Source organism: Jeotgalibacillus malaysiensis (assembly GCF_044789845.1).
Classification (GTDB): domain Bacteria; phylum Bacillota; class Bacilli; order Bacillales; family Jeotgalibacillaceae; genus Jeotgalibacillus; species Jeotgalibacillus malaysiensis_A.
Genome location: NZ_CP085252.1, coordinates 2,166,675 through 2,179,072, shown reverse-complemented (window position 1 = coordinate 2,179,072; position 12,398 = coordinate 2,166,675). Strand labels below are relative to the sequence as shown.

9 protein-coding genes, 1 other RNA gene and 1 other annotated feature are annotated in these 12,398 nt (G+C 42.7%); of the genes, 8 read left to right on the top strand and 2 right to left on the bottom strand.

The genetic code is table 11. From position 1 onward, the window contains the following. The first annotated feature begins 141 nt into the window (after positions 1–141). Positions 142–2,334, top strand: coding sequence for a RelA/SpoT family protein (locus LG330_RS11770; protein WP_404404065.1), 2,193 nt, complete (start codon positions 142–144; stop codon positions 2,332–2,334). Positions 2,335–2,352: 18 nt separating this feature from the next. Next, entirely contained in the window at positions 2,353–2,790 is a 438-nt protein-coding gene (dtd, locus tag LG330_RS11765; protein WP_404404063.1) for a D-aminoacyl-tRNA deacylase, read from the top strand. 35 nt (positions 2,791–2,825) lie between these two features. Here dtd and LG330_RS11760 read toward each other — a convergent pair whose 3' ends face one another. Continuing rightward, entirely contained in the window at positions 2,826–4,379 is a 1,554-nt protein-coding gene (locus LG330_RS11760; protein ID WP_404404061.1) for an N-acetylmuramoyl-L-alanine amidase, read from the bottom strand. Between the two features lie 146 nt (positions 4,380–4,525). Next, positions 4,526–4,743, top strand: a binding site (T-box leader). Between the two features lie 76 nt (positions 4,744–4,819). Here LG330_RS11760 and hisS point away from each other — a divergent pair. The 6 genes from hisS (at position 4,820) to LG330_RS11730 (ending at position 10,987) form a co-directional block, all read left to right on the top strand. Beyond that, positions 4,820–6,097, top strand: a complete 1,278-nt coding sequence (hisS, locus tag LG330_RS11755; RefSeq protein WP_404404059.1) for a histidine--tRNA ligase — start codon at positions 4,820–4,822, stop codon at positions 6,095–6,097. Between the two features lies 1 nt (position 6,098). Continuing rightward, positions 6,099–7,874, top strand: a complete 1,776-nt coding sequence (gene aspS, locus LG330_RS11750; RefSeq protein WP_404404057.1) for an aspartate--tRNA ligase — start codon at positions 6,099–6,101, stop codon at positions 7,872–7,874. A 57-nt stretch (positions 7,875–7,931) separates the two neighbouring features. After that, a non-coding RNA gene (gene ssrS / locus LG330_RS11745) (6S RNA) lies at positions 7,932–8,120 on the top strand. A 149-nt stretch (positions 8,121–8,269) separates the two neighbouring features. Further along, positions 8,270–9,028 carry a ThiF family adenylyltransferase gene (locus LG330_RS11740; RefSeq protein WP_404404055.1) on the top strand — a complete coding sequence of 253 codons (759 nt, stop codon included), beginning with the start codon at positions 8,270–8,272 and terminating at the stop codon, positions 9,026–9,028. Between the two features lie 92 nt (positions 9,029–9,120). Beyond that, positions 9,121–10,053 carry an ABC transporter ATP-binding protein gene (locus LG330_RS11735; RefSeq protein ID WP_404404053.1) on the top strand — a complete coding sequence of 311 codons (933 nt, stop codon included), beginning with the start codon at positions 9,121–9,123 and terminating at the stop codon, positions 10,051–10,053. After that, a complete protein-coding gene (locus tag LG330_RS11730; protein ID WP_404404051.1) occupies positions 10,046–10,987 on the top strand; it encodes an ABC transporter permease in 942 nt (313 codons plus the stop codon). Before LG330_RS11735 ends, LG330_RS11730 begins: the two co-directional genes overlap by 8 nt. Positions 10,988–11,047: 60 nt before the next feature. Here the strand turns inward: LG330_RS11730 and LG330_RS11725 are convergent, their stop codons facing one another. Further along, positions 11,048–12,307 carry a replication-associated recombination protein A gene (locus LG330_RS11725; RefSeq protein WP_404404049.1) on the bottom strand — a complete coding sequence of 420 codons (1,260 nt, stop codon included), beginning with the start codon at positions 12,305–12,307 and terminating at the stop codon, positions 11,048–11,050. Positions 12,308–12,398 lie beyond the last annotated feature (91 nt).

Sequence of the window (12,398 nt, the reverse complement as noted above, 5' to 3'; positions counted from 1 at the left end):
GAGCCCTTCTTTAGGGGCTCTTTTTAGTATATTGATGCTTTATTATAGGAATTATCAGTAATGGCTTTACATAAATTGATTTTTTATTAATAATAGAAACAATACTCAAAACTACTAAACATGATAAAGGTGATAAATTGTATGGCAAATGATCGGGTGCTTACCGTTGAAGAAGTGTTCGAGATTACCTCAAGTTATATGAATGAAAGCCAGGTTGAATTTGTAAAGAATGCCTACCACCTGGCTGAAGAAGCACACAAAGAGCAGTTCCGAAAATCAGGTGAGCCTTATATCATCCACCCTGTGCAGGTTGCGGGTATTCTTGCAGAACTCCAGATGGATCCATCTACAGTTGCAGCCGGTTTTCTTCATGATGTGATTGAAGATACCATTTTCACTTATGATGATCTCACTGAGAAGTTCAATGAAGAAGTTGCCATGCTGGTGGACGGCGTAACGAAGCTGGGTAAAATTAAATATAAATCCAAAGAGGCTCAGCAGGCTGAAAACCATCGCAAAATGTTCATTGCGATGGCACAGGATATTAGAGTGATCCTGATCAAACTTGCTGACCGTCTTCATAATATGCGGACATTAAAACATATGCCTGTTGAAAAGCAGATCCGCATTTCAAATGAAACGCTGGAAATATTCGCACCATTAGCACACAGACTGGGGATTTCGACAATTAAGTGGGAGCTTGAAGATACATCACTCAGATATCTCAATCCCCAGCAGTATTACCGGATTGTCAACCTGATGAAGAAAAAACGTAATGAGCGTGAAGAGTACGTTGAAGAAGTCATTACAGAGATCAAGCAGCAGGTAAAAGATGTCGGGATCGATGTAGATATTGTAGGCAGACCGAAGCACATTTATTCAATTTATAAAAAGATGGCTGTTCAGAATAAACAGTTCAACGAAATTTATGATCTTCTTGCTGTGCGCGTAATCGTGGACAGTATAAAGGACTGCTATGCCGTGCTCGGTATTATCCACACGTGCTGGAAGCCGATGCCCGGGAGATTCAAAGATTATATTGCGATGCCAAAACCGAATATGTACCAGTCTCTTCATACAACAGTGATTGGACCTAAGGGTGATCCGCTTGAAGTCCAGATCAGAACCGATGATATGCACCGCATCGCAGAATACGGGGTGGCAGCTCACTGGGCTTACAAGGAAGGTGCTGTTGTCAATGAAGACAGCAAGCAGACAATCGAAAAGAAACTGACATGGTTCAGAGAAATTCTTGAATTTCAGCAGGATTCATCTGATGCTGAAGAATTCATGGATGCGTTAAAATTTGATCTGTTTTCAGATATGGTTTACGTATTTACACCTAAAGGAGACGTGATGGAGCTTCCTGCAGGTTCAGTTCCGATTGATTTTGCCTACAGAGTTCACTCTGAAATAGGGAATAAAACGATTGGTGCTAAAATTAACGGGAAAATGGTTCCGCTTGATTCACCTTTAAAAACAGGTGACATTATTGAAATCATGACATCCAAGCATTCTTACGGTCCAAGTCAGGACTGGCTCAAGCTTGCTCAGACATCTCAGGCTAAAAACAAAATTAAAGCTTTCTTTAAAAAACAGAGACGTGAAGAGAACGTAGAAAAAGGCCGTGAGTCTGTAGACCGTGAAATCCGTGCCCTTGATTTCTCACCAAAAGAAGTACTAACTGAAGAAAACATGAAACGCGTATATGAAAAATACAACTTTGCAAGTGAAGAAGATTTATATGCAGCAGTCGGTTATGGCGGGATCACAGGCGCTCAGATTGCCAATCGTTTAACAGATAGGCTCAGAAAGCTACGGGATGAAGAAGATACACTTGAAAAAGCAATGGCGGATATTAAACCACCATCTGTTAAAAAGAAAAAAGATGCAGGCGTAACGGTAAAGGGCATTGATAATCTGCTAGTCAGATTGTCTAAATGCTGTAGTCCGGTACCGGGTGATGAAATTATTGGATTTATAACACGCGGCCGCGGCGTATCTGTTCACAGAAGTGACTGTCCGAACATACAGGGAGATTCAGAAGCGAGACTGATCCCTGTTGAATGGGAAGGCACAACAGATAATAGAAAAGAATATAACGTTGATATTGAAATATCCGGCTATGACAGAAGAGGTCTTCTGAATGAAGTGTTGCAGGCTGTAAATGAAACTAAAACAAATATTTCAGCAGTCAGCGGGAAAAGCGACCGAAATAAAATGGCCACGATTAATATGTCAATTATGATTCAAAACGTGACGCATCTGCAGAGAGTCGTAGACCGGATTAAACAGATTTCGGATATTTACGCTGTTCAGAGAATCGTTAATTAGCACTGGAGGCTGTTTGTTTTGAGAGTAGTTGTTCAGAGAAGTAAAGAAGCACATGTGAAAATAGCAGGAAAAGTCGAAGGTGAAATCCGTTCAGGGCTGGTTCTTCTTGTAGGAATCAGCCAGGATGATACAGAAGCAGACTGCAGATATGCTGCAGACAAAATAGCAAATCTCCGCATTTTTGAAGACGAAGACGGTAAAATGAACCATTCAGTGTTAGATCAGGGTGGGGAGATTCTGTCGATTTCACAGTTCACATTATACGGGGATACGAAAAAAGGAAGACGGCCGAATTTTATGAATGCGGCGAAGCCTGATCACGCAGAACCATTATATGAAAAGTTCAACGAATTCCTGAACGATAAAGGGATAACAGTTGAAACCGGCGTTTTTGGTGCGATGATGGATGTTTCATTAGTCAATGATGGACCGGTTACACTGATCGTTGAAAGTTAAAAAAGGCTTCTCCATTTAGCGGAGAAGCCTTTTTACTATTGTGAAAAATACTCTGTCAAACCGTTATAAATACCGGTTGCTGCAATTTCTCTGAACCGATCGTTATTGACCGATGCCTCTTCAGATGGATTACTGATAAATCCTAGCTCAAGAAGGACAGAAGGCGCACTGTTATCCCTTAACACAAGGAAGTTACCGTGATGTATCCCGCGGTTTTTCACAGTCATACTATCACTGAGTCCCGCATGGACGGCATCAGCAAGTGCTTCATCCGGTCCGCCGTAAAAATAAGTTGTAAAGCCCTTTACACTGCGGTCATTAATGGCATCATAGTGTAAGGAGATAAAAGCATCAGCCTGATGGTCCCTAGAAGTCGTTACACGGCTGTACAAATCTACATAACGGTCATCTTCCCGCGTCATAATGACATTTGCACCTGTACCAGACAGCATGTGATACAGCACTTCAGCCGTTCTGATTGTTAAAGACTTCTCGAGCGTACCGGCAGCGCCTACCGCTCCTCCATCACGCCCGCCATGACCCGCGTCAATGACGATTGTTGCATCAGAGATTGAAGTAACAGGCTCTTTCGGCTCATCCTCTTCATTAGCCTCAGGTGCAACAGCTGCTTCCTGATCAGTTGAGACAATCCAATTGGCGATATATCCTGTAGCGCCTCCAGGTAATGTAACTTCATACCAGTCACCGCTCCGGCTGACAATGGTCATTGCTTCACCGGCGCTTGCTTTATAGACGACTGCTGCATCTGTTGATGGGTCCTGTCTGATATTTGAGCCATTATACAGAATCGTCACTTTTTCCTCACCACCGGCTGCTTCTTCCGTGCTGCCTCCTGGGTGAACCCCGCGTTCTGTGAACCAGCTTGCAATCCAGCCGCTCTGGCCATCACTGTAATTAATTTTTAACCATTCACCTGTCTGCTCTTTAACTGTAAACGAATCATACAGGTTTACAGAACCAACTACGTTTGAATTTCTGTCCGGCTCCGCGCGCACATTTAAAGTATTAACAGTAATATGTATGTCATCAGTTGCTGCTTCTGCAGTTTGATGAACAGATAAAGAATTGTACTCTACATAATCAGAACTGACCCATCCATTCATAGCACCTGAACTTATGTATAACCACCCATACTTCTCATCACTGACATTTACCTGATCACCGGAATTAAGTGTACCAATAACCAGCCCGTCGGATGAAAAATCATCCCGGACATTCAATCTGTCAACGAGAATTGTTGCATTACTTACCTCTGACTCAGATGAAGATTCTGACCCGGATGAAGGCTCTTCTGACTCATTTTGATTAAGTGATACAAGCAGCCATTCAGCGATCCAGCCTGTCCCGTCATTTACAGCCACCTCAACCCATCCATTATCTCTTTGAAGCTCTTTAAATTGATCTCCAGATTGTCCTGATGCTATAGCAGGATAAGATAAACCGGGACCTTCACGGATTAATATTCCATCATATGCAGCTTCAATAGTATTTTCCTCTGCATGGGCTTCCAAACCCGGAAACAGTGAGACCAGTAATACAGTCGATAATAATACTGATAGCAGTTTCAATCACATCACCTCAATATCCTCTTATCTATATCATATAGAAAAATAAAATAGGCGTCATTAAAATTTTGATAATTTAGGACAATGATACCCTCTTGACAATGCGGGCGCTGGTGATTATGATTGATTACATTATCAAAACATATGAACGAATCCCGATGATGGAGAATAGTAAACAGGACTACGTATGGAAAGAGAGAGTCTGCCACCCGGCTGAAAGCAGACTTACATTGCGCCCTGTTGAATGAACACTCCGTAGGCTTTTTCCTGAACTTTGAGTAGGGAAAGACGTCAGCAGGCGTTAACTGCTTAAAGTGGAAGCTCAGGCTTCAATTAGGGTGGCACCGCGGAATTTCCCGTCCCTTGTTTTCGAACAAGGGACGGGATTTTTTTATTTGTCTGGGATTTTATGTTGAAGCTATGATCTAAGGGAGGAATTATCAGTGACCATTAACATACCAAGAGGAACGCAGGATATTTTACCTGGTGTCTCAGAACACTGGCAGTATATCGAACAGACTGCTGCAGAACTGTGCAGACAGTATCAGTATAAAGAGATCCGCACACCGGTTTTCGAACACACAGAGCTGTTTGAAAGAGGCGTAGGAGATACGACAGACATCGTTCAAAAAGAAATGTACACATTCAAAGACCGCGGTGACCGTAATTTGACGCTGCGACCTGAGGGCACGGCAAGTGTCGTGCGTTCATACGTTCAGCACAAAATGCACGGGCAGGCAGTTCAGCCGGTCAAACTTTTTTACACAGGACCAATGTTCAGATATGAAAGACCACAGGCAGGCAGATTCCGTCAGTTTGTTCAGTTTGGTGTAGAGGCAATTGGAAGTGATGACCCTGCAATTGATGCAGAAGTGATTTCACTGGCGATGGAGCTCTACAGCAGACTCGGTTTGAAAAAAGTAATGCTAGTATTGAATAGCCTTGGGGATGCTGAAAGCCGTATTGCGCACAAAAATGCGCTGATCGAACACTTCAGTCCGAGAATTGACGAGTTCTGTTCGGACTGTCAAGTGCGATTGAATAAAAACCCGCTTCGCATTCTTGATTGTAAAAAAGATAGAGGGCATGAGCTGATTGAAAATGCACCCTCACTTAAAGATTATCTGAATGAGGAATCACAAAGCTATTTTGAAAAAGTGAAACGTTATTTAGATGTCATGGGAATTGAATATGAGCTGGATCCAAATCTGGTTCGCGGCCTGGATTATTATAATCATACTGCTTTTGAAATCATGAGTAGCGCTGAAGGGTTTGGCGCAATTACTACGCTTTGCGGCGGTGGCAGGTACAATGGACTCACAGAAGAGATCGGTGGACCGAGCGCTCCTGGCATCGGATTTGCGCTAAGTATCGAAAGGTTAATGGCAGCACTTGAAGCTGAAAATGTCACACTTCCGATCAATGACCAGGTTGACTGTTATTTTGTCGCGATGGGAGAGACTGCTAAGGAAAAAGCAGTGGCGCTAGCATTTGATGCAAGGAAAAAAGGATTAAGTGTTGAGCTTGATTACCTTAACCGTAAAATGAAGGGGCAGTTTAAAGCAGCTGACCGGATCAATGCTGCCAACGTAGTCATAATTGGTGAAGACGAACTTTCAGCAGGTAAAGCCGCTGTGAAAAATATGGAGAGCGGTACACAGGATGATATTTCATTTGAAGAAATTATTCACTATATAGAGAAAGCACAGGGAGGAAAATAATATGTTTGGACGTTCATTTTATTGCGGAGAAGTTCCTGAAGCCGCAATCGGAGAAAAAATTACTTTAAAAGGCTGGGTACAGAAAAGGCGTGACCTGGGTGGACTGATTTTCATTGATCTGCGCGACAGATCAGGTATTGTTCAAGTTGTCTTTAACCCTGAAACGTCAAAAGAAGCGCTTGAAACTGCTGAAGATATTCGCAGTGAGTATGTATTAAGTATCGAAGGAACTGTTCAGGCGCGGGGAGAAGGGACGATTAATCCGAATCTTGCTACAGGCTCAATTGAAATTCAGGCAGAGGCAGTTACTGTCCTCAGCAGCGCGAAAACACCTCCATTTGCAATTGATGATAAAGCTGAAACAGCTGAAGACATCCGCCTGAAGCACCGTTACCTTGATCTTCGCCGTCCGGTCATGGCTGAAACATTCAAACTGCGTCACAGCATTACAAAATCAGTTCGCCGCTTCCTTGACGATGAAGCGTTTATTGAAGTTGAAACACCAATGCTGACAAAGAGCACGCCTGAAGGGGCGCGTGACTATCTTGTCCCAAGCCGTGTACATGAAGGTGAGTTCTATGCACTTCCTCAGTCACCTCAGCTATTTAAACAGCTGTTAATGGTTGGCGGATTTGACCGCTATTATCAGATTGCAAGATGCTTCCGCGATGAGGATCTTCGTGCTGACAGACAGCCTGAATTTACTCAGATTGATATTGAGACAAGCTTTATGAGCCAGGAAGACATCATGACAATGAATGAAAACATGCTATATCAGATGATGAAGGATGTTAAAGGTCTTGAAATCCAGCTGCCAATTCCGCGCATGACCTATACGGATGCAATGGAACGATATGGTTCAGATAAGCCGGATACACGCTTTGGCATGGAGCTGACAGATGTATCAGCAATCGTTGAAAACTCAGGTTTTAAAGTGTTCAGCGGGGCTGTTGCAAATGGAGGACAGGTTAAGCTGATTAACGCAAAGCAGGCTGCAGAAAACTATTCTCGTAAAGACATTGACGCACTTGGAGAATTTGCTGGACGATATGGAGCAAAAGGACTTGCGTGGCTTAAGGTAACTGAGGAAGGGTTCTCAGGCCCTATCGCAAAATTCTTCAGCGAGGAGGAACGGAAAGAACTAAGTGAGAAAGCAGGCGCAGAAGCAGGCGACTTACTACTGTTTGTAGCAGACAAAAAATCAGTGGTCGCTGATGCACTCGGCGCACTCCGTTCAAAGCTCGGTAAAGATCTTAACCTGATTGACGAGTCGGCATTTAATTTCCTATGGGTCACTGACTGGCCGTTGCTTGAGTATGATGAAGAAGAAGGTCGCTATTATGCTGCGCACCACCCATTTACGATGCCTGTCAGAGAAGACTTACACCTGCTTGACTCTGACCCGGGTGCAGTAAGAGCACAGGCTTATGATATTGTATTAAACGGTTATGAGCTTGGTGGAGGATCACTGCGTATCTTTGAACGTGAGATCCAGGAAAAAATGTTTGAAATTCTCGGTTTTTCTAAAGAAGAAGCGATTGATCAGTTTGGTTTCCTCCTTGAAGCGTTTGAATATGGAACGCCTCCACACGGTGGGATCGCACTTGGGCTTGACCGTCTTGTGATGCTGCTTGCAGGCAGAACGAATCTGCGTGACACGATTGCTTTCCCTAAAACAGCGAGCGCAAGCTGTGTGTTAACGGATGCACCGGGGCAGGTAAGTGAAGCTCAGCTGGATGAATTAAAGCTGTCACTGAATCTTCAGAAAAATCTATAATTTTTCATCTAATTAATTGTTTTTTAATACACCGTATGCTATGATGATTTCACAAGGTAAGTCCTGATGTGTACGTTTTAATATCCATCAGTTTTGACCGAACACTTCAATATCCGGGAGTTCGCGTTTTTCAGCCGCTTGCACGCCCTTTGCGGGGAAGCATAAAGCTGAGAATAGGACACCCACCTGCTGAGAGCGGGTTCAAAACGATAGATTCCTACATCGAACGGCACAATTGGGATTTACCACATCATACATATAAAAACAGACCCTGGGCAGCTGCTCCGGGTCTGTTTTTATTTTTAATGGCAACTGCATCTGTCGGATATAAGTTGCAACCGGACTCAATTTACGCTATTCTAAAAGCCGCTAATCCAATTAACGGAGTTGATCATATGCTGCACCAATTTTCAAGAAACGAACTAGCGATCGGCCGAGAAGGGCTCGATCTTTTAAAAGGGAAAACAGTAGCGGTACTTGGTATCGGCGGTGTAGGCTCATTTGCAGCTGAAGCGCTTGCCAGAAGTGGAGTTGGCCGTCTGATTCTTGTAGATAAAGATGATGTTGATATTACGAATGTAAATCGTCAGATTATCGCACTGCTCTCTACTGTTGGACAGCCTAAAGCTGATCTGATGAAAGAAAGAATTGCTGATATCAACCCTGACTGTGAAGTGCATTCTCTGAAAATGTTTTACACAGAAGAAACGTATGAAGAGTTTTTCAGCTACGGTCTGGACTTTGTCGTTGATGCTTCTGATACGATTTCTTATAAGATTCATTTAATGAAAGAATGCCTGAATAGAAATATTCCTATTATTTCTAGCATGGGAGCAGCGAATAAAATGGACCCTACACGATTCCAGATCGCTGATATTTCTAAAACGCATACAGATCCGATTGCAAAAGTGATCAGAAAACATCTTAGAAAAGACGGAATTCAAAAAGGTATTCCGGTCATCTTCTCAGATGAAAGCCCGATTGTAACCCGGGAAGAGGTTAATAAGACAGTCGGTAAGGAAAATGCTCCGATCAGGAAGGCCAAAATGCCGCCATCTTCAAATGCATTTGTTCCATCAGCTGCCGGGTTAATTGCAGCGAGCTATGTCATGAGAGAGTTTTTAAAAGACATTGACATTAAAACGGTCAGATAGAAAACGGCAATTTTGCCGTTTTTTTATTTTGCCTGAAACTTTTTTCCAGCTGATGCGTAATTATAGATATCAAGAATTAAGGGGAGTGTAAAATGAGCAGGCAGGTTGTTGAACTGAAAAATGTAACAAAGAACATCCGCAGCAAAACGATCATTGATAACATTTCATTTGATGTTTACAGCGGGGAAGTTTTCGGCTTTCTTGGACCAAATGGAGCCGGTAAAACGACTACAATCCGGATGATCGTTGGACTGATGAAGATGTCATCAGGTGACATTTTTGTTAACGGGAAGAGCGTGAAATCAGATTTTGAAGGAGCAGTTAGTCAGGTTGGCGCCATTGTAGAAAACCCGGAAATGTATAAATTTATGAGTGGATACAAAAACCTGATTCATTATTCGAGAATGTATAAAGGTATCTCAAAGGAAAAAATTGATGAAGTTGTTAAACTTGTAGGACTTGAAGGAAGAATTCATGAAAAGGTGAAAACATACTCTCTCGGAATGAGACAAAGGCTTGGTATTGCACAGAGTCTGCTTCATGATCCTAAGGTATTGATACTTGATGAACCGACTAATGGTCTGGATCCGGCAGGGATAAGAGAAATCAGAGATTACATAAGAAGGCTAGCAAGAGAAAAAGATATGGCAGTGATTGTATCAAGTCACCTCCTGTCAGAAATGGAAATGATGTGTGACCGGATTGGTATTATCCAGCACGGTAAGCTGAAGGATGTTCAACTGATCGAGGATTTTGTGGGTGCACAGGCTCAGGTATTTAAAATTGAAGTCGGAGATGCTGAGCAGATCGTAGATAGAATGAGACAGGCTTTTCATTCATGGGAAATTCAGGTGGTTGGCGGCGACCTGCTGATCGACTGTAAAAAAGAAGATATACCTGCCATTATAAAATGGTGTGTGGAACAAGGTGTATCAGTATTTGGCGCAGCGATTGCTGCAAAAACGCTTGAAGACAGATTCCTTGAAGTAACTTCTGATAAAAAGGGGGAGCCTGCTCATGTTTAATTTAATCAGAAATGAATGGATGAAGCTTTTTTCAAGACCTGCCACTTACGTTATGGTCGGCTTGATTGTGCTTGCAGTTATTGCCTCAACCGCGATTACGATTTTTATCAATTCAATTGGAGACGATTATAGCGGCAGCTGGCAGGAGGAGCTTCAGACGCAGAATGCCCAGCTCGAAGAACAGGCTGCAAACGGGGATCCGGGATTTATGATGCAGGACCCAACTGAGCAGATTGCGATTAATGAGTATGCAATTGAAAATGATATTGCACCAAATAATGCCGGGACTTTCTGGTCTTACGTTGAATCCAGTACATTCTTAATTTCACTGATCGGACTTTTTGCTATTATCATTGCTTCAGGGATTGTTGCCGGTGAATTTTCATGGGGAACGATTAAGCTGCTGATGATCAGACCAATTGCAAGATGGAAGATTCTCTTATCTAAATTCATTACAGTTGGTGCATTTGGAATTTTCCTTGTAGCAATCACAGCCGTACTTTCGATTATTCTTGGATTAATATTATTTGATGCAGGCTCATCCATCAGACTTGTCTTTGAAGACGGTCAGGTTGTTGAGAAAAGTATGGCGGCCTATATTGCCCGTGTATATCTTTTTAATTCACTTGATGTCATCATGCTTACAACCATGGCATTTATGATATCTGCTGTATTCCGTAACAGCTCACTGGCAATCGGCATTAGCTTATTCCTGCTGTTTGTAGGCGGGACGGCAACAAGCTTTATTGCGATGTACTACGACTGGGCGAAATACAGTCTGTTTGCAAATACAAACCTGTCTCAATATGAAATGAACATGCCAATCGTAGATGGAATGACCATGCAATTCTCAATTATCATGATCCTGATCTACTTCACCATCTTCATGGTGCTTGCATTCACAACCTTTACGAAAAGGGATATTGCTTCTTAAATCATCTGTTTTAGATCTAAGTGAAACGATTAAAATAAGGCTGAGACAAATGTCCCGGCCTTATTTTAATTTTTCGTAAATCTGTTTTAATGCCTGTTCAAACTTTCCGGTTTCTTTCGGTTCATAATAAGCTGCACGCTTAAGAGAATCAGGAAGGTACTGCTGGGCCACCCAGCCGCCTGGATAACTGTGAGGGTATTTATACTCTGTCCCGCGACCAAGTTTTTCAGCACCCTTATAATGCGCATCCTTCAAGTGGTCAGGCACAGCACCTGCTTTACCTTTTCTGATATCTGACAATGCACTGTCTATGGCTGAAATCGCTGAATTCGATTTAGGTGACAGACAAAGTTCAATTACAGCATTTGCAAGAGGGATCCGTGCTTCAGGAAAGCCGAGTCTTTCAGCCGATTCAATCGCTGCAAGTGTACGCTGACCTGCCTGTGGGCTTGCAAGTCCAATATCTTCGTATGCAATAACCAATAACCTTCGTGCGATTGTTGGCAGGTCACCGGCTTCTATCAGCCTTCCAAGGTAGTGAAGTGCAGCATTCGCATCGCTTCCCCTGATAGACTTTTGAAATGCGCTCATCACATCATAATGCGCGTCCCCATCTTTATCGTGGGAAAAGTACTTTTTCTGCAGACATTCTTCAGCTGCTTCTAAAGTGATTTTAATTTTACCTTCACTATTTTCTTTAGTTGATAAAACAGCGAGCTCTAATGCATTTAGCGCACTTCTCACATCTCCTCCGCTAGCTGTGGCGAAATGGTTGATTGCTTCTTCAGACACGTCAACCTGTTTATCTCCAAATCCTCTTTTATCGTTGATCGCCCGATGAACAGCTGCCTTCAGATCATCCTCTTCAAGCGGTTTCAGTTCGAAAATCTGAACCCTGCTTCTGATTGCGGGATTAATCGCATGGTATGGATTACTTGTTGTAGCACCGATTAAAATAACCGTTCCATTTTCAAGATGAGGAAGCAGGAAATCCTGCTTTGCTTTATCCAGACGGTGAACCTCATCCAAAAGAAGAATCACCCTCCCGGACATTTTACCTTCCTGAACAACGACTTCCATATCCTTTTTATTATTGGAGACTGCATTTAACATCCTGAAAGCATATTTAGTACTTCCTGCAATAGCAGAAGCGATTGAAGTCTTTCCAATCCCCGGTGGACCGTACAGAATCATTGAAGAAAGCTGATTGGCTTGAACCATTCTCCTGATAATTTTTCCTTCTCCTACTAAATGGGATTGACCAATGATTTCATCTATTTCAGCCGGACGCATTCTGAATGCGAGTGGTTTTACAGCCATATAATCCCCTCCATTTCTCTAACAGCATCATACCCATATAATCTGCACAAATGCCAATTCTAAAGGTTATATGCTATAATGGCAAAAGCAA